The sequence below is a fragment of the Alistipes sp. genome, from assembly GCF_048465575.1.
GTDB lineage: Bacteria > Bacteroidota > Bacteroidia > Bacteroidales > Rikenellaceae > Alistipes.
Genome location: NZ_DBFWLG010000036.1, coordinates 89,677 through 107,845, shown reverse-complemented (window position 1 = coordinate 107,845; position 18,169 = coordinate 89,677). Strand labels below are relative to the sequence as shown.

The following is an 18,169-nucleotide window of genomic DNA, read 5'->3' as shown; positions in this document are numbered from 1 at the left end:
GTCGCTTCGGAAATCTTCGCAGCCCCGGGCCGCCGCTTCCGGTTGTAGGCCGGGAGCGAACAGGAAGCGGAAGATTCCTCACCTGCGTTCGGAATGACAAAAAGTTCAAAAGCCGCCCCCTCGACATTGCTCGGGGATCGAGTGCCGCCTTTCGCCTTTCGCCTTTCGCCTTTCGCCTTTCGCCTTTCGCCTTTCGCCTTTCACCTTTCACCTTTCACCTGCCCTGCGCCCCTCGACATTACCCGGGTAGTGCCCTCCCCAAAATTTTTAATTCTTAATCGGTTCGTACGGCACACCGACGTTCTGGAACAGGAACGCATACATGTCGGCCGCCTCGTCGATGCGCTTCGAGGTGGGTTTGCCCGCGCCGTGGCCCGCCTTGGACTCGATGCGGATCAGCACCGGAGCCTCTCCCGCCTGGCAGTGCTGCATCGTGGCGGCGAACTTGAACGAGTGGGCCGGAACCACGCGGTCGTCGTGGTCGGCGGTCATCACCAGCGTGGCGGGATAGGCCACGCCCTCGCGGATGTTGTGCAGGGGCGAGTACTTATAGATATAAGGGAACTGCTCGGCGTTGTCCGACGAACCGTATTCGACGGCCCAGCCCCAGCCGATGGTGAACTTGTGGTAGCGCAGCATGTCCATCACGCCCACGGCCGGGAGGCATACGGCGAAGAGATCGGGGCGCTGCACCTCGCAGGCGCCGACCAAAAGGCCGCCGTTCGAGCCGCCGTGAATGGCCAGTTTGTCCGACGAGGTGTATCGTTCGGCGACGAGGTACTCGGCGGCGGCGATGAAATCGTCGAAGACGTTCTGCTTGTTTTCGAGCATGCCCGCCTTGTGCCACGCCTCGCCGTACTCCGAGCCGCCCCGGAGGTTGGCCACGCAGTAGATGCCGCCCTGCTCGACGAACATCATCGCCGAGGGGTTGAAGCCGGGAGTCATGTTGATCTGGAACCCGCCGTAGGCGTACAAGAGGCAGGGATTCTTGCCGTCGCGTTTCAGGTCCTTGCGCCGGGTGATGAACATGGGAACCTCGGTGCCGTCTTTCGAGGAGTAGAACACCTGTTCGGTGGTGAAAAGCGAGGGATCGAAATTGACCTCGGGAGCCTTGAAGAGTTCGGTGGTGCCCGAGGCGATGTCGTATTTGTAGATGGTGGCCGGTGCCGTGTAGTTCGAGAGCGTGTAGTAGAGTTCGGTGTCCTCCTTTTCGCCGTCGAAGCCGCCGACCGAACCGATGGCCGGAAGCGCGACCTCGCGGACCGGCTTGCCGTCGAAGCCGTACTGGACGACCTTGTTCTGCGCATCCTGCAAATAGGTGGCGAAGAGGTAACCGCCCGCCGAGCCGACCCCTTCGAGCAGGTTCTTCGCATGCTCGGGGATGAGGGTTACGTCTTTGGCGGGATTGTTCAGATCGATCTTGCGCAGGCAGTAGTTCAGCGCGTCGCGGTTGGTGACGTAGTAGAGGGCGTCGTCCACGCACTCGACGGGTGCATAGTCGGCGTCGAAGCCCGGCAGCAGGGTCCGGAACGTCTTGTCATTCACCTTTTTATAGAGGATTTCCGTACCGGATGTGCCCTCCGAGCCGACCACGAAGAGCCACTTGCCGTCGTCGGAGGGCCAGGCCGAAAAATAGCGCAGCGGATGCGCCGGGTCGTGGTAGATCAGCTTGTCGGACGACTGCGGCGTACCGAGCCGGTGGTAGTAGACTTTCTGAAACTGGTTCTGCGACGAGTAGACGCCCTCTTCGGGAGCATCGTAAGCACTGTAATAGAATCCCTTGGAGTCGGGAGCCCACGTGGCGCCCGAGAATTTCACCCACTCGATCTTGTCCTCCACGAGCCGGCCGTCTGCCGCATCCAGCACGCGGATCTCGACCCAGTCCGAGCCCGAAGCCGAGGCGGCGTAGGCGCAGTAACGGCCGTCCTCGGAGAACGAGACGGAGACAAGCGCCACGGTGCCGTCCTCGGAGAGGGTGTTGGGATCGAGGAACACCTCGCCCGGGGTGCCCGGCTCGGCCGTGCGCCAGATGGCCGACTGGTTTTGCAGGCCATCGTTATAGGAGTAGTACCACCACTGGCCATGCTTCGAGGGCGCGCTCTGCTTGGCGTAGTTCCACATTTGGGTCAGCCGCTCGCGGATGGCGCCGCGGAACGGAATCTGCGAAAGATAATCCTCCGTGACGGCATTTTCGGCCGCCACCCAAGCCGCCGTGGCCTCGGAATTGTCGTCCTCGAGCCAGCGGTAGGGGTCCGGGACCTCGGTGCCGAAATAGTTGTCCGTAACCTCCTGCCGCTCGGCGGCGGGATAGGAGCGGTGCTTTATCTGCTTCATGTTGCTGCAACTTGCCGCCACGGCCGCAGCCGCGAGCAGCAGAACGGTTTGGAACGCGATTTTTCTCATTGTCGAAACGGTTTGGGTGATGACCGGTGCAAAGTTAGGAAAAAAACGAAGATTTTGCACTATCTTTACCTGCTGAAAAAAAGGTACGATATGTACGAAGAACTGAAGAGCATAATCGAGCAGGCGTGGGAGGAGCGCGGCCTGCTCCGCGAAGAGGCCACGCAGGAGGCCATCCGCGAGGTGATTTCACGGGTGGACACGGGCCGCCTGCGCACGGCCGAACCCGTGGACCTCGCAAAAAGCGAGTGGCAGGTCAACGAGTGGGTCAAGAAAGCCATTCTCCTCTATTTTCCGATCCAGCCCATGCGCAAGATGGAGGCGGGAGAACTGGAGTGGTTCGACAAGATGGAGCTCAAGCACGGCTACGAGGAGTTGGGCGTCAGGGCCGTGCCCCATGCCGTCGCGCGCTACGGCGCCTACATCGCGCCGGGAGCCATTCTGATGCCCTCCTACGTCAACATCGGGGCCTATGTCGATACGGGCACGATGGTCGACACGTGGGCCACGGTCGGTTCGTGCGCCCAGATCGGACGCCACGTCCACCTCTCGGGCGGCGTGGGGATCGGCGGGGTATTGGAACCCGTGCAGGCGGCGCCCGTCATCGTCGAGGACAACTGCTTCATCGGCTCCCGCTCGATCGTCGTCGAGGGGGCGCACGTCTGCCGCGAAGCGGTCCTGGGGTCGAACACCGTCATCACGGGCTCGACGCACATCATCGACGTGACCGGGCCGGAGCCCGTGACCTACAAGGGGTACGTGCCGCCCCGCTCGGTGGTCGTCCCGGGCAGCTACCGCAAGCAGTTCCCCGCGGGCGAATACAACGTCACGTGCGCACTGATTATCGGGCAACGCAAAGAGTCCACCGACAAGAAAACCTCGCTGAACGACGCACTCAGAGATTTCGGGGTGTCGGCGTGAGCAATTCCTAATTCACAATTCATAATTGGAGGAACATCCCGCCTGCAAGGCCGATAGACAGGATACTGCGGAATTATGAATTGTGAATTCATAATTATGAATTGAAATATGATTTATCCGATTGCACAGACCACCTCGACCAATGACGAGGCGCGCGACCCGCGATACCGACACGGCGACGTCGTATGGGCCGAGCGGCAGACCGCCGGGCGCGGACAGCGGGGCCATACCTGGACCAGTCCCGAGGGCGAGAACCTCACCTTCTCGCTCATGCTCGAACCCCGCTTCCTGCCCGTTACGGAGCAGTTCCTGCTCTCGGAGGCCGTAGCACTGGCGCTCACGGACACATTTTCGGCCCTCGGCGTCGACACCCGCATCAAGTGGACCAACGACATCTACGCCGGCGACCGCAAGCTGGTCGGGATGCTGATCGAGCACAACTTTTCGGGCCCGATGCTTGCCCGCTCCATTGCGGGAATCGGCATCAACGTCAACCAGACCGTGTTCGACCCGGCGCTGCCCAACCCCGTCTCGCTGGCCGTCGCCGCAGGCCATACGTTCGACCGCCGCGAGGTGCTCGAAACGTTCGCCGCCTGCGTCACAACCCGTTATGCCCAACTCGAACGGGGCGACCGGGAGGCCTTGCAGCGGGAGTACCGCGCACGCATGTACCGCCTGGGCGAGCGGCACCTCTACCGTCTGCCCGACGGAACGCTCATCGGCGGCGTGATCGAGGGCGTGCGCCCCACGGGGGAGCTGCTCCTGCGGCACGACGACGGCCGCCTCGGGGAGTACCTTTTCCAGCAGATCGGATTCGTCATTGCGGACCGTTGAGCCCTTACCCCGGCCGGCGGCCGGGAAAACGGCCCGGAATCGTGTGAAAAAAATAACAGAAACCCTTGCTGTTACCGAAATAACAACTATATTTGCATCGTAAAACAACCTAAAAGAGAGATTCTACCATGAACGTACCTGCAAACCTGAAATACTCCAGCGACCACGAGTGGTGCCGCATCGAGGGCGATGTAGCCGTGATCGGCATTACGGATTTCGCCCAGAGCCAGTTGGGCGACATCGTTTTCGTAGACGTGCCCACGGTCGGCGAGACGCTCGCAGCGGGCGAGGTGTTCGGCTCGATCGAGGCCGTCAAGACCGTCAGCGACGCATTCCTCCCGGTGTCGGGCGAGATCGTCGAATTCAACGACGCCGTGGACGCCGACCCCGCCACCGTCAACAAGGACCCCTACGGCGAGGGGTGGATCGTCAAGGTCCGCATGACCGCTCCCGAGGAGTACGACGGCCTGATGAGCGCCGCGCAGTACGAGGAGCTGATCGGATAGTTCCACAGGAACAATTAAAAACGGGTCTGGACTATGCCCGGTGTCAGATTCTTCACGCGGTTCGAATGACCGCAAAAGGTCCGGGCGCCCGCAAACTTATACATACCCGTCTGGCAACACTTGATTCGGCCCGGATAAAGTCCCTCCCAAGGGAGGGGTTTGGGGAGGGGTCCGAATTGTAAACGCCGCCAACGGCGGCGATAAGGACGGCCGGGAGAGAGAAAACGAACAATTAACTCAAATACTTACCTGTTATGTCAAAAGTTACCGTTGTAGGTGCAGGCGCCGTGGGCGCAACCTGTGCGAACGTGATGGCTTGCCGCGAGGTGGCGAGCGAAGTGGTCCTCATCGACATCAAGGAGGGTCTTTCGGAGGGCAAGATGCTCGATATGTACCAGTGCTCAACGCTGATGGATTTCGACACGAAGCTCGTGGGCGCGACCAACGACTATAAGAAAACCGCCAACTCCGACGTGGTGGTCATCACCTCGGGCATTCCCCGCAAGCCGGGCATGACGCGCGAGGAGCTGATCGGCACCAACGCCAACATCATGAAAGGCGTCGTGGAGAACATCATCAAGTATTCGCCCCGCACCATCATCATCGTGGTGGCCAACCCGATGGACACGCTGACCTACTTGGCGCTGAAATCATCGGGCCTGCCGAAGAACCGCATCATCGGCATGGGCGGCGCGCTCGACTCGTCGCGCTTCAAGTGCTACCTGGCCAAGGCCACGGGCGCCAACATCAACAACGTGGACGGCATGGTCATCGGCGGCCACGGCGACACGACGATGATTCCGCTCCTCTCGAAAGCCACTGTAAACGGCGTGCCCGTCGCACAGTTCGCGTCGAAGAAGAAGCTCCAGGAGGCCGTGCAGAACACGATGGTCGGCGGCGCCACGCTCACCAAACTGATCGGCACCTCGGCCTGGTACGCCCCCGGAGCCGCCGCTTCGATGATGGTCGAGGCGATCCTCCAGGACCAGAAGAAGATGATCCCCTGCTCGTGCTACCTCGAGGGAGAGTACGGCCAGCAGGACCTCTGCATCGGCGTTCCGGCGATCATCGGCCGCAAGGGCATCGAGAAGATCGTCGAGATCGACCTTACGGCCGAAGAGGCCGCCGCATTCGCCGCTTCGGCTGCCGCGGTCCACAAGACCAACGCCGTGCTCCATGAGATCAAGGCGCTGTAAAACAAGCCTGAGTATTAAATGCCAAAAGGCAAACTTTTTCTGGAAAACACGTCCACGGGGCGTGTTTTCCCGTTTCAATACCGGCGGTTGTTTCTCCCCGTCTTGCTGGCATTCGCCCTCTTCGCATCCGCCCAGAATACGATTGTAACGGATGCCATCACGATCAACGGGTTACGGGTCGGGGAACGCTATACGCAAGAGCAGTTCGTGGAGGCATTGGGCAAGCCAACCAAAATAATACCCCCATCCGAATTTGACGAATATCCCAATGCATACACTTACTGTTACGACAAAGATCGGTTTTATTGGATCGATGGGATTTTTTACGGATTCGAAATCCAGACAAGCGAATTCTTAGTAAACGGAACGATTCGAGTCGGAAATTTCCTGCCTGCATTGAACGCATTGGGTGGAATTAAAAAACTTGTCAGAACCGAAATCAATTCGCTTTATAATTGGCGACCGACCGACAAGGGAATTTATGAATGGCTGTCTGTCGATTTCTATTTCAACGCGCAGAGCCGCATTTCCTATATCTCTGCCTTTATTAACGATCTGTGAAGCAATTATTAAAGCGGTAGATTCCTCGCTGGCGCTTCGGAAGACAGCGGGGAGGACTTAGGAATGAGAAATATCTGAAATAATTCAGGGTTCGCTTCCGGCCCTGGGCCGGAGACGGCAGCCCGAAGCCTCTCCCGGCGTAGGGCTGCACTCGGCCATTCGGCTTCGAGCATCCCTTACGCAGGCTTTGGGCCGCGCAACTCACATGTCATCCCGAACGAGCGTTAGCGACGAGGGATCTGCCTTAGACAAGAATAAGCGGTAGATTGCTCACATGCGTTCGGAATGACAGTCGGGAGGGCATTCGGAAAAACAGAATGCCCCCGCCGGATCAGAAGCTCAGTTTGGCGCCGAGGAACCAGCTACGGGGCAACGAGGGGCCGTAGACGTAGCCCGAATCGCGGTCGGGGCCCCGGTCGAAATCGTCCTGGTAGGCGTTGAAGAGGTTTTGCACGCCGCCGTAGAGATGTAAAGTAGCCTCCTTGTAGAGACGAAAATCGTATCCTACACGCAGGTTGACATCTACAAAGCGCGGAGTGGTGACGGCCACGTCACGCTCCACGCCCGAACCGGCCATGTGCTGCACGAGCATCTCCCCGGTGCAGGTGCCCGTAAGATCGACCGTCAGCGAACGCAGGGGCTTGAGGGCCGCCGTGAAATAGCCGTAGAGGTCCGGCGTGCGGAACATGCGCCTCACGGGCGGCACATCCGGGTCCTCGCTCCATTTTTCGGGTTCGGCATAGCGGCTCCGCTGCCATGTCATGCCCGCCTGCAACTCGAACCAGCGGGCGAACACGGCACGGCCCTCGACATTCACGCCCCCGACCGTGGCGCCCGAGCCGTTGTAGCGCTCTTTGATGACCCCTCCGTCGGCCGTGTCTTTCAGGTCGCGCAAGGCGAAGACGTCGTCGAGCCGGGTATAGAACCCCTCGACCAGCAGGTTGGTCCCGACGCGGCCGAACGTGCGGTAGAGATCGGCCGAGAGGCTTAGGCTGTGCGACCGCTCCTCTTTCAGATCGTCCGCCAGGCGGATGCGGACCCGTTCGCCGCCCGCGATGGCGATGTGCATGTCCTCGTCGAACGCCTGGGGAGCACGGTACCCCGCAGCGTAGCTCACACGCAGGTTCACCGCCTCGGAGGGGTTGAAGCGCACATTGACACGGGGGCTGAAGATCGCGTGGTCCACCAGGTTGTGTTTGTCCAGGCGGCCGCCCACGAGCAGCGACCACCTCTTCGTCTTCCATTCGTTCTGCAAATAGGCACCCGCAATATGCACCGTCTGGTCGGTGTGAATCGAGTAGCCGATCGAACGGTCTTCGAGTCCGTCGTAGCTGTACTCGGCGCCGAGGGTCAGTTCCGAGGGCATGATAAGCAACTTTTTGAAAGCCCGGATATACTGTACACCGGCGGCGATCGTCAGGTCGTGCGTGGTGCCGTAGGCGTCGGGGTCCTGCTTGCTGCCGTAATAGCTGCGGCGGGCCGTGTTCTGGAACGAGGCATAGGCGTTGAACCGGTTGCGGCGGTCGGCCGAGGAGAGGTCGAAAGAGAGGCTGCCGCCGTCGATCGCGTGGTCGGTCTGCTCGGCGACCAGCGCCTCGTGGGGCGGTTGGTCGAGCAGGTCGCCGCCACGGCGGTACTCCTCGATGTGGTGGTACTGCGCCGTCAGGCGCGAATAAGCGCCCGTGCGGACGAACGACCGCAGGCCCACCGCCTGCGAATGGATGGCGGGCAGTTCGGTGAACCCGTCGCCATCGTGGTCGTAGCCCGAGCGGTGGCGGTTCTGCCCGAAGACGGCGAGCCCCATGCGGCCGCTCTCGGAGACGAGCGACCCGTTGAGCATCGTCGTATTGTCGTAGGAGTTGCTGCCGCCCACCGCCGTGAGCGTGTGGGACAACTGCGCCGAGCTGCGCGCGGGCTGCCGCGTGATGACGTTGATCGTACCGCCGATGGCCGACGAGCCGTAGAGGGCCGAGCCGCCGCCGCGCAGCACCTCGACCCGCTCGATCATGTTGGCCGGAATTTGCTCCAGTCCGTAGACGCCAGTCAGGGCCGAGAATACGGGGTGCGAATCGACCAATATCTGCGAATAATGGCCGTCCAGTCCGTTGATGCGCACCTGCGTGAATCCGCAGTTCTGGCAGTCGTCCTCGACCCGCACGCCCGGCTGGAATGCCAGCCCCTGCGCCAGGCAGGCGGCATTGGTTTTCTCGAAAAGTCCCGCATCCAGTACACTGACCAGAGAGGGCGCCTCGCGCCGCAAGGTGGCCGTGCGGCTGGCCGAGACGACCACCTCGTCGACCGAAATGCCGCTCTGCGCCACCTCGAAATTCAACTCCGAAGTCTGCTTCGCGCGCAGCGTGACGGTCTGCCGCGCGGGAGCGTACCCCAGCGCCCGCACCTCGAGGGTCAGCGTGCCCTCGGGCAGATTCTTCAGGTAATAATGTCCCGAAGCGTCGGTCGTGGTGCCCAAAGCGGTTCCTGCGACCGCCACCGAAGCGTAGGGGATGTGTTCGTGGGTCTGGCGGTCGACGACGTGCCCGAAAAGATTGGCATCGGTTGTTTTCTTGGGTGTCTGGGCAGCCTGTGCAGCCCAGACGTGCAGGCACGCCACAAGGAGTGCCGACAGGATATATCGTTTCATATCATGTTGCGATTAGGTGAATGAACCGCACGGAAAGAACCGGCGGCAAAAAAAGTGAAAACGGGGAAAAGCTCGGATCAGACCGCGGGCGGAGCGCGCAGCGAAATGCCCCGTTCGGAGTGCGCCCGCTTGCAGTGCGTAGCGGCGGGGCGCACGACGGCCAGCACCTCGGCGTGGAACCTGGGCGCAAACTGCGTTTCGATAAGACAGGGATAGAACGAAAAATCGTCCACGACGTGCTGCTGCACTACCCGGCTGCGGGCGGTGTCGTCAGCCGCCGGATCGCTGTTGAATGCGGCGAAATGCTCGGGACGCTCCAGGTAGATATGGAGCTGCTGTCCCGCGTAGGCCGTGAAGAGAATCACGAGCAGGAGCAGTGCATGGATTCGTTTGAGCGTCGTCCGTTTCATCTTTCCGCACCGGGAGTGTTTGCCCGTCCCGGTTCGCGGCAAAGGTAACCATAAAAAAGGACCGCTCAAAGCGGTCCCTGCAAAATACCCCGAAATGGGGATGTATGTCGTGCCCGGCTACCCGATTTGCGGGCCGGGCGATGCGCCGCGCGGCCCACGGGGGCGGAGGCGTCAGATGCTGATGTCGAGAATCTCGAAATGGAGCATGCCGGCGGGCACCTCGACGTCGACGCGGTCGCCTTTCCTGTGGCCCAGCAGCGCCTTGGCGATCGGGGTACCGATGGCCAGCTTGCCCTCGCGCAGGTTGGCTTCGTGCTCGGCTACGAGGGTGTAGGTCACCTGCTTGCCGTTGTTGTGGTTCAGCAGCGTCACCCGGCTCAGAATTTGCACCTTGCTTTTGTCGATCTTCGACTCGTCGATTACGCGCGCATTGGAGAGGGTATCCTCCATCTTGGCGATTCGCATCTCGAGCAGACCCTGCGCCTCCCGGGCGGCATCGTACTCCGCATTCTCCGCGAGGTCTCCCTTGTCGCGTGCCTCGGCGATCGCCGCCGACATGGCCGGCCGCTCGACCGAGCGCATGTGGTCGAGCTCCTCCTTGAGGCGTTTGTAACCCTCCGCCGTCAGGTAAATAATCTCTTTTGCCATAATCTGTAAAACGTAAAAAAATAAGAATCCTGGCCCATGCAGGCCAGAACCCCTTGTGTATCGTGTAGACAAAGGTAGAAAGTAAAATCCGAATTTCCAAATCTTTTTTATGGCACGGATCGTGCCGGGCGTGCGGCGTATGTATATTCTTCTGGTGATTCACCTCCTCTGGACGCTCTGCGCCCTTGTGGTTGTCACGCGCCAACAGCGCGCGCCGGCTGCGGCTGCAACGTGGATCGCGCTGATTTTCCTCGTGCCCGTGGGAGGCACGCTGCTCTACATACTGGCCGGTTACCGCCGCGCAACGCCCGCCGCAGGCACGCCCGGCCATTGCGGAGGACGGCTCGAAACCCTTATCGCCAGCAGCTGCGGCACGCCTCCCGCACGGCACAACGAGGTTACCCTGCTGCACAACGGCAACAACGCCTTTTCAGCGCTGATCGCCTCGCTGCAACGGGCCACGCACACCATCCACATGGAGTACTACATCATCCGCGACGACCGCATCGGGCGCACCATCGCCGAAATACTGATCCGCAAGGCACGCGCGGGGCTGGAGGTACGGGTGATCTACGACGCCGTGGGTTCGTGGCGCCTGAGCCGGCGGATGCTGCGCCGCATGCGCGAGGCGGGCGTGCGGACGGCTGCCTACGAGCCGATCCGCTTCCCGTGGTTCAGGCCTGCCGTGACACGGCGCAACCACCGCAAGATCGTCGTAACGGACGGGCGCGTGGCCTACCTGGGTGGCATAAATATTGCGAAATACTACCTCGACGGAGATTATATGGGCAAGTGGCGCGACGAGCACCTCCGCATCGAGGGCGACGCCGTAGCCGACCTGCAACGACTTTTTATCGCCGACTGGGCACGCGCCAGCGCGGAGCGTCTCGACGCTTCGCTCTACATCGCGCCGCACGACATCCGCCGACGGCTGCCGATCCAGTTGGCCTGGTCCGAAGAGGGCCGCTGCCGAGCAGCGATCGCCGACGCATTCGCCGCCACGATCATTCGGGCACGCAGGGCGGTACGCATCTGCACCCCCTATTTCATGCCGCCCGGCATGCTGCTCGACGCCCTGCGCCTGGCTGCTCGCAGCGGGGTGCGGGTCGTGGTGATGATCCCCACGTGCAGCGACTCCCCGTTCACGGACCTCGTGTCCGACTCCTACATCGGCGACCTGCTGGACGCCGGGGTCGAACTCTACCGCTACGAAAACGGATTTCTGCACGCCAAGCTGCTGATCGTGGACGACCGGGTGGCTTCGGTCGGCACCGCCAACCTGGACTACCGTTCGCTCAGGTACAACCTCGAGGTGACGGCCTTTCTCTACGACCGCGAAACGGTCGGCGAACTGGCCGCCACGTTCGACCGGGACCTGACCCTGTGCCGGCGCATCCCGCCCGGCCAGTGGGGGCAACCGCTCTGGCGAAGAACCCTGGGCGATGTGCTGCGTCTGGTGTCACCTGTCATGTAACCGCCGTTACGAAAACCTTTAAATCAGTCAATTTGGTCATGAAACAATTTGTCCTCCTCTTTTTGGTCCTCCTACTGGCGGCCGGCACCGCCTCGGCGCAACGGTTCCAGGTCGGTATCCACGGCGGTATCAACGCCACGGAATACAAGGCCGCCCGTACACGTATCGGCGACTACACGTTCTCGCCCGGTCCGGCGCAGGTCGGTTACCAGGCCGGTTTGGTCGTGCGGTTCAACCTCTCGAAACACCTCCACCTGCAATCGGAGTTCAACTACGATTTCGTCAACTACTCCCTGCACGCCCGCAGCGCCTACTCGACGCGCGAGGTCAGGCTGCGCACCGAGCGGCTCGAAATCCCCGTCCAGCTGGGTCTCCAGTTCGGCATAGTGCGCATCTTCGGCGGCGCGCAGTTCCGTGTGGCCGACACCGGCCGCAGCAGCGCCCCGCAGCTTCTGAAAGTGAAATTCAACGACAGCGACATTGCTCTGATAGGCGGTATCGGAATCAACATCCGCAAATTCTTCATCGACCTGCGCGTCTCGGGTTATCCCCGCTCGCACGTCTGGCAGACGTTCACCTCCAAAGGCGTAACCACCCGCGTTCAGGTCCCGCACGACATCGTCTACGGCGGTTCGCTGGGCTTCTTCTTCTGACGCACCCGTCCCAACCCCACTGCCCCCGCTTCGGCGGGGGTTTCTTTTGGGCGCCCCTGCCGGATGCAGGTTCGCACTGCTTCCGCACCGCACGAGGCAATAATTTTTTTTGCAAATCGTTTATTTATGCGTAACTTTGCGCGATAAAGCGCCGTAAAAGATTCATACATGAAGCAGACTTTCTTAAACCTCCTGTGCGGAGTGGCTGTGGCGGTCATTCTCAGCGGATGCGCAGGCATCAATTCGCTGCTCAAGAGCGGACAGCCCGACCTGATATACAGCAAGGCGCTGGAATACTACGAGAAAGAGAAATGGTCGCGGGCCTCGACCCTCTTCGAGGGCGTGCAGCACTACTATGTCGGCACCCCCCGCGAGGACAGCATCACGTTCTTCAACGCCCGCTGCAAATTCAAGAACCGCGACTACGACACCGCTTCGACCCTTTTGGACGATTTCCGCCGCACGTTCGGTCACAGCCCCTTTGTCGAGGATGCCGAAGGAATGTACGCGCTCTGCTTCTACTACCTCTCGCCGGGGCCCTCGCGCGACCAGACCATGACCGGGCACGCGCTGATCGCCATCAACGAATTCATGTCGCGCTACCCCGAGAGCGACCAGGTAGAGAATTTCAAGTCGATCAACGCCGAGCTGACGCAGCGGCTGCACGACAAAGCCTACCTGAACGCCTACACCTATTACAAGATCGGCCGCTACAAGTCGGCCATCACTGCGTTGAAAAACGCCCTCAAACTCTACCCCGAGAGCAACCACCGCGAGCAGATCATGTACCTCATCGTCGACGCCAGCTACCGTTTCGCCAGCAACTCCATCGCCGAGAAGCAGACGGACCGCTACCTCTCGATGCTCGACTCCTACCTCTCGTTCCGCGAGGAGTTTCCCGAGTCGGAGCATACTAAAGAGGTGGAGCGCATGGCCAAGCACGCCCGCGACTACCTGGACCGCAACAACAAGGAAAACAACATATAGAAATGGAAATCAAGAAGAACATTCCCAACAACACCGTCACGCGCAAGTTGGTGGATCTGGACCAGGAGACGGGCAATGTGTACAAGACCGTCAATATCATCGCACGCCGCGCCAACCAGATTTCGACCGAACTGAAGAGCGAACTCAACCGCAAGCTCGCCGATTTCTCGTCGCCCACCGACACGATGGAGGAGACTTTCGAAAACCGGGAGCAGATCGAGATTTCGCGCTACTACGAGCGCCTGCCCAAGCCCGTCATCATCGCCACCGAAGAGTTCCTCGACGGCGAACTTTTCTACCGCGACGGAGCCAAGGAGCAGAAAGAGGCGTAACGGCTTCCCCGCAATGGATTCCGAGCACGCCGCACGCCCGCTGGAGGGGCGGCACATACTACTGGGCATCACAGGCAGCATAGCAGCTTACAAGGCCGCTGTGCTTTGTCGTTTACTGAAGACGGCCGGCGCCGATGTGCGCGTGATGATGACCCCGCTCTCGAAGCAGTTCATTACGCCCCTGACGCTGGCCACGCTCTCGAAAAACCCCATCCTGGTGGAGTTCTTCGACCCCGAAAACGGCGCCTGGAACTCCCACGTCGCGCTGGGCGAGTGGGCCGACTGCTACCTGATCGCCCCGGCCACGGCCAACACGCTGGCCAAGATGGCCGCAGGTATCGCCGACAACCTGCTGCTGACGACCTACCTCTCGGCCCGCTGCCGGGTGGTCGTGGCTCCGGCGATGGACCTGGACATGTATGCCCACCACGCCACGCAGCAGAATCTGCGGCGGCTCGCCGAACAGGGCGTCGGTATCGTGGAGCCCCAGGAGGGCGAACTGGCGAGCGGGCTGACGGGCAAGGGCCGCATGGCCGAACCGCACCAGATCGTGGCGTTCGTCGAGGAGATGCTGGCCGAAAAAAAAAAGACACTGGCAGGTAAGCACCTGATCGTCACCGCCGGGGCCACGATCGAGCAGATCGACCCCGTGCGCTTCATCTCCAACCACTCGTCGGGCAAGATGGGCTACGCCATCGCCGCGGAGCTGGCCCTCCGGGGCGCCCGCGTGACGCTCGTCAGCGGCCGGACCGCGCTGCCGACGCCCGCAGGCGTCGAGCGCGTCGACGTACTCTCGGCCGAGGAGATGTACCGGGCGGCAGCGGCGGCTTTCGAGGAGGCGGACGGCGGGGTCATGTGCGCGGCCGTGGCGGATTATACCCCCGTCGAGGTCAGTCCGACCAAGCTCAAAAAGAGCGAGGGAGAGATGACCGTCACACTGCGCCGCACGCACGACATCGCCGCCGAACTGGGTGCCCGCAAAGGGAAGCGTCTGCTGGTGGGATTCGCCCTGGAGACCGACCAAGAAGCGGACAATGCGGAGGCTAAACTCATCCGCAAGCATTTCGATTTCATCGTCCTCAACTCGCTGCGCGATCCCGGTGCGGGCTTTCGCGGCGACACCAACAAGGTGACGCTGATCGACCGCAGGGGGCACGAGGAGCTGCCGCTGATGAACAAACGCGACGTGGCCGTCCGCATCGTCGAACGGATCGAGCGGTTTTTCGAGCGGTAGCGCCCATCGATTGATCATTCGCCGTTTCGTCCGTTGTCTTTCGGCCGCTTTTGAAATTTTTAATTCATAATTCTTCATTTAGATTTCACTGGTATGTTACGTCGTCTGTCGGTTGAAAACTACGCCCTGATCGACTCGCTGAGCCTGGAGCTGGACCCGCACCTGAATATCATCACGGGTGAGACGGGTGCCGGAAAGTCGATCCTGCTTGGGGCGCTGGGGTTGCTGCTGGGCGCCCGGAACGACGGCTCGGCGATGAAGGACGCCACGCGCAACTGCGTCGTCGAGGGAATGTTCGACATCGAGGGGCTGGCGCTGGAGGCTTTTTTCGAGCAGAACGACCTGGAGTATGCGCCCCGGACGACACTTACGCGCATCATCACCCCGGCGGGCAAGAGCCGCGCTTTCGTCAACGACGTGCCCGTGCAGCTCACCCAGCTGCGCGAGGTCGGCACACGGCTGGTGGATATTCACTCGCAGCACCAGAACCTGATCCTCTCCTCCGAGCAGTTCCGTACGGCAGCGCTCGACACGGTGGCTGACAACGCAGAGTTGCTCGCCTCCTACGCCGAGCAATACGCCCGCCTGCAAGCGTTGCAGCGCAGCCTCGCAGCCCTCCGGGAGGCGGCCGCCGCAGGCCGCCGCGACGAGGAGTGGCTGCGCTTTCAGCACGACGAGTTGACAGCCGCGAATCTCCGCGAGGGCGAACAGCAGCAGATCGAGCAGGAACTGACCGTGCTGGAGCATGCGGACCGCATCGGCGAGGTATTCGCGGCGCTGCGCAACGCGTTCGATGCCGACGAAACGGGCGTTCTGGCCCGGCTCAAGGAGTGCGAGAACGGGCTCAACCGCATCCGGGGGCACTACCCCGCTGCCGGGGAGTACGCCGAGCGCATCCGTTCGACCATTGAAGAACTCAAAGACATCGGCCAGGCCGCAGCCGCCGACAGCGAGCGCATCGACGCCGATCCGGAGCGGTTGCAGAAGCTCTCCGCGCGGCTCGATACGCTCCTCACCCTGCAACAGAAACACCGCGCGGCCGACGAGGCGGAGCTTATCGCCGCCCGCGACCGCTATGCGGCGCAGTTGGCGGCCATCACCCACGGCGATGAAGAGATCGCCCGCACCGAAGCCGAACTGCTCGAAACCCGCACCCGGGCCGAAGCCCTCGCCGACCGACTCCACAAGGCGCGCGAGCAGGCCGCTCCGGAGTTCGAAAAACACATGCTCCGGATGCTCTCCCGGCTCGGCATGCCCGAGGCGGTGTTCCGGGTCGAGGTGACAGCAGGCGAATTGGGCAGCACGGGCCGCGATACGATCGCGTTTCTCTTCTCAGCCAACCGCAACGTCGCACCACAGGCCGCGGAGCGCATCGCTTCGGGCGGCGAACTTTCACGCATCATGCTGGCGATCAAGGCGCTTCTGGCGGAGCACAAGCAGTTGCCGACCATCGTTTTCGACGAGATCGACACCGGGGTCTCGGGCCGCATCGCCGACGCCATGGGCGCTATCATCGACGGGCTCTCCCGCACGATGCAGGTCGTGGACATTACCCACCTGCCGCAGGTCGCCTCGAAAGGCGAAGCGCATTTCGTGGTTTCGAAATCGGACGGAAAGACCTCCATCGCTCGTCTCACGGCCGTCGAGCGTACCCGCGAAATCGCCAAGATGCTCTCCGGCTCCGAAATTACCGAAGCCGCACTGGCCCAGGCCCGCATTCTGCTCGGCGAATAACCCGGAACGTACGTTCCGCCCTCAATAGCAAACTTATATGGACAAGATTCTCGACCTTGCGGCCGCCAACCAGCAGCGCGCCCGCGACGTCATCCGCGACTGCGAACTGGAAGCCTGCTGGCGCTCGGTCGGTGCCGAGCCCAACCTGGTGGGCTCGCTCCGGTCGGGGTTGCTGATGACCCACCGCGACATCGATTTTCACATCTACTCCTCGCCTCTGCGGATCGCCGACAGTTTCGCCGCCATGTCCCGGCTGGCCCGCCACCCACGCATCCGCCGCATCGGGTACACGAACCTGCTGGACGCCCCCGACCAATGCCTCGAATGGCACGCCTGGTACGAAGCCACCGACGGGGAGCCGTGGCAGATCGACCTGATCCACATGGCTCGGGGTTCGGCCTGGGAGGGTTATTTCGAACGGGTGGCCGACCGAATTGCGGCCGTGCTGACCCCCGAGACCCGGTATGCCATTCTGAAAATCAAGTACGACACGCCCGCCGACCAGAAGATCATGGGGATCGAATACTACCAGGCCGTAATCCGCGACGGCGTGCGCTCGTGGGAGGAGTTCGCAGCGTGGCGGGCGAAAAATCCGGTTATGGGCATTCTGGAGTGGATGCCCTGACGAAGAGCGTCCAGCGGGAGGTTTATCCGCGCATCGGGCGCAAGCGCTGTACGAACTGCTCGCCCTTGAAATAGATCAGAAGCGAACCGACGATGACCGCCATGCCCGCCACGGTGCTGAACCGGGGATATTCGCCGGGCAGCATGATCCAGCTGAGCACCGCGCCCAGCACGGGATTGATCAGCCGGCACATGTTGATGTCGCTGACTTTCGTTCCGGCAGTACGGAGGGCCATGAACCAGAAGCTGAAAGCAAAGACCGAGATGAAGACCAGCACCCCGAGGCTCAGATAGAAACCGGCGGGTTTGGCCCAGAACGGTTGGAAGCCCTCCGCCCCGACGCCCACGCCGTAGATCAGGAGGCCGCCGAAGAACATCTGCACGGCGTTGAGAAAGACCGGGTCGACCTTGCCCTTGTCCTCCGATACGGAGATGGCCGAATAGCCCTGGAATACGATGCTCGCCAGCAGCAGCACGATACCCCCGATGCCGCGCCAGTCGAGCGGCCGGCCGTCGCCGCCCGTGCCGACGATCAGCAGCAGACCCGCCAGGCTGACCGCCAGACTCATGACCTTGTAGCGATTGAGCCGGTCGTCGGAGGCCAAAAGGTGCGCCAGCAGGACGTTGATGAGCGGCGTGAGGCCCATGACGATGGAGCTGATGGCGCCGCTGACGAAATCGACGCCGAAATAGAACCCCGTGTAGCCCAGGAACATGTTGATGAGTATGAGGTTGCCGAAGAGCCTGCGGTGGCGGACGATCTCGGCCCACATGCCGCGGTGAGCGGTGTAGGCGAAGAGGAGGATGCCCACGACGATGAAGCGGAGGCCCGCAAAGTTCATGGGCGTGAAATCGTAGCTCAGCCCCTGCTTGATAAAGGGGTTGACGATGGCCCACAACACCGAAGCCAGCACGGCATAAAGTATCCCTTTTTTCATATTCTGCCCATTTTTACGGCCGCAAAGGTACGAAAATTAACCCGTCCGGCAAAAGAAAAGGGGTGCGCCGCCGAAC

17 protein-coding genes are annotated in these 18,169 nt (G+C 61.6%); 12 read left to right on the top strand and 5 right to left on the bottom strand.

Annotated elements, in window-relative coordinates; translation table 11 throughout:
• Positions 1-267: 267 nt before the first annotated feature.
• On the bottom strand, positions 268-2,403 hold the full coding sequence (locus ACMQ11_RS09775) for a prolyl oligopeptidase family serine peptidase (RefSeq protein ID WP_418992585.1): 2,136 nt from the start codon (positions 2,401-2,403) through the stop codon (positions 268-270).
• A gap of 90 nt (positions 2,404-2,493) precedes the next feature.
• Here ACMQ11_RS09775 and ACMQ11_RS09770 point away from each other — a divergent pair, with 90 nt between their 5' ends.
• The 5 genes from ACMQ11_RS09770 to ACMQ11_RS09750 all read left to right on the top strand — a co-directional run bounded on the left by ACMQ11_RS09770 (position 2,494) and on the right by ACMQ11_RS09750 (position 6,418).
• Complete coding sequence (locus ACMQ11_RS09770; protein WP_418992584.1) at positions 2,494-3,321, top strand: 2,3,4,5-tetrahydropyridine-2,6-dicarboxylate N-succinyltransferase; 828 nt, start codon at positions 2,494-2,496, stop codon at positions 3,319-3,321.
• 108 nt (positions 3,322-3,429) lie between these two features.
• The gene (locus tag ACMQ11_RS09765) at positions 3,430-4,155 is read left to right on the top strand and encodes a biotin--[acetyl-CoA-carboxylase] ligase (RefSeq protein WP_418992583.1); all 726 of its coding nucleotides are present in this window, start codon (positions 3,430-3,432) and stop codon (positions 4,153-4,155) included.
• Positions 4,156-4,283: 128 nt separating this feature from the next.
• Positions 4,284-4,661: a glycine cleavage system protein GcvH gene (gcvH, locus tag ACMQ11_RS09760; RefSeq protein WP_418992582.1), complete on the top strand. Its 378-nt coding sequence runs from the start codon at positions 4,284-4,286 to the stop codon at positions 4,659-4,661.
• Between the two features lie 254 nt (positions 4,662-4,915).
• Positions 4,916-5,857: a malate dehydrogenase gene (mdh, locus tag ACMQ11_RS09755; RefSeq protein WP_418992581.1), complete on the top strand. Its 942-nt coding sequence runs from the start codon at positions 4,916-4,918 to the stop codon at positions 5,855-5,857.
• An 18-nt stretch (positions 5,858-5,875) separates the two neighbouring features.
• Entirely contained in the window at positions 5,876-6,418 is a 543-nt protein-coding gene (locus ACMQ11_RS09750) for a hypothetical protein (RefSeq protein ID WP_418992580.1), read from the top strand.
• A 331-nt stretch (positions 6,419-6,749) separates the two neighbouring features.
• Here ACMQ11_RS09750 and ACMQ11_RS09745 read toward each other — a convergent pair whose 3' ends face one another.
• The 3 genes from ACMQ11_RS09745 to greA form a co-directional block, all read right to left on the bottom strand.
• A complete protein-coding gene (locus ACMQ11_RS09745; RefSeq protein WP_418992579.1) occupies positions 6,750-9,059 on the bottom strand; it encodes a TonB-dependent receptor in 2,310 nt (769 codons plus the stop codon).
• Positions 9,060-9,136: 77 nt separating this feature from the next.
• A complete protein-coding gene (locus tag ACMQ11_RS09740; protein WP_418992578.1) occupies positions 9,137-9,469 on the bottom strand; it encodes a hypothetical protein in 333 nt (110 codons plus the stop codon).
• A gap of 171 nt (positions 9,470-9,640) precedes the next feature.
• Positions 9,641-10,117, bottom strand: a complete 477-nt coding sequence (gene greA, locus ACMQ11_RS09735; RefSeq protein WP_418992577.1) for a transcription elongation factor GreA — start codon at positions 10,115-10,117, stop codon at positions 9,641-9,643.
• Between the two features lie 109 nt (positions 10,118-10,226).
• On the opposite strand from greA, the gene cls reads away from it, so the two are divergent.
• From cls to ACMQ11_RS09700, 7 genes are all read left to right on the top strand, one after another.
• On the top strand, positions 10,227-11,591 hold the full coding sequence (gene cls, locus ACMQ11_RS09730) for a cardiolipin synthase (protein WP_418992576.1): 1,365 nt from the start codon (positions 10,227-10,229) through the stop codon (positions 11,589-11,591).
• Between the two features lie 38 nt (positions 11,592-11,629).
• Complete coding sequence (locus tag ACMQ11_RS09725) at positions 11,630-12,244, top strand: porin family protein (protein ID WP_418992575.1); 615 nt, start codon at positions 11,630-11,632, stop codon at positions 12,242-12,244.
• Positions 12,245-12,412: 168 nt separating this feature from the next.
• On the top strand, positions 12,413-13,231 hold the full coding sequence (locus tag ACMQ11_RS09720; RefSeq protein WP_418992574.1) for an outer membrane protein assembly factor BamD: 819 nt from the start codon (positions 12,413-12,415) through the stop codon (positions 13,229-13,231).
• A 2-nt stretch (positions 13,232-13,233) separates the two neighbouring features.
• Positions 13,234-13,563, top strand: coding sequence for a DNA-directed RNA polymerase subunit omega (locus ACMQ11_RS09715; RefSeq protein WP_418992573.1), 330 nt, complete (start codon positions 13,234-13,236; stop codon positions 13,561-13,563).
• 13 nt (positions 13,564-13,576) lie between these two features.
• Complete coding sequence (gene coaBC, locus ACMQ11_RS09710; RefSeq protein WP_418992572.1) at positions 13,577-14,797, top strand: bifunctional phosphopantothenoylcysteine decarboxylase/phosphopantothenate--cysteine ligase CoaBC; 1,221 nt, start codon at positions 13,577-13,579, stop codon at positions 14,795-14,797.
• Between the two features lie 93 nt (positions 14,798-14,890).
• Positions 14,891-16,531 carry a DNA repair protein RecN gene (locus ACMQ11_RS09705; RefSeq protein WP_418992571.1) on the top strand — a complete coding sequence of 547 codons (1,641 nt, stop codon included), beginning with the start codon at positions 14,891-14,893 and terminating at the stop codon, positions 16,529-16,531.
• Between the two features lie 37 nt (positions 16,532-16,568).
• Positions 16,569-17,156 (top strand): phosphoglycerate mutase family protein, encoded by a 588-nt coding sequence (locus ACMQ11_RS09700; protein ID WP_418992570.1) that lies wholly within the window; start codon positions 16,569-16,571, stop codon positions 17,154-17,156.
• Positions 17,157-17,178: 22 nt separating this feature from the next.
• Here the strand turns inward: ACMQ11_RS09700 and ACMQ11_RS09695 are convergent, their stop codons facing one another.
• Positions 17,179-18,093: a DMT family transporter gene (locus ACMQ11_RS09695; protein ID WP_418992569.1), complete on the bottom strand. Its 915-nt coding sequence runs from the start codon at positions 18,091-18,093 to the stop codon at positions 17,179-17,181.
• Positions 18,094-18,169: the final 76 nt, after the last annotated feature.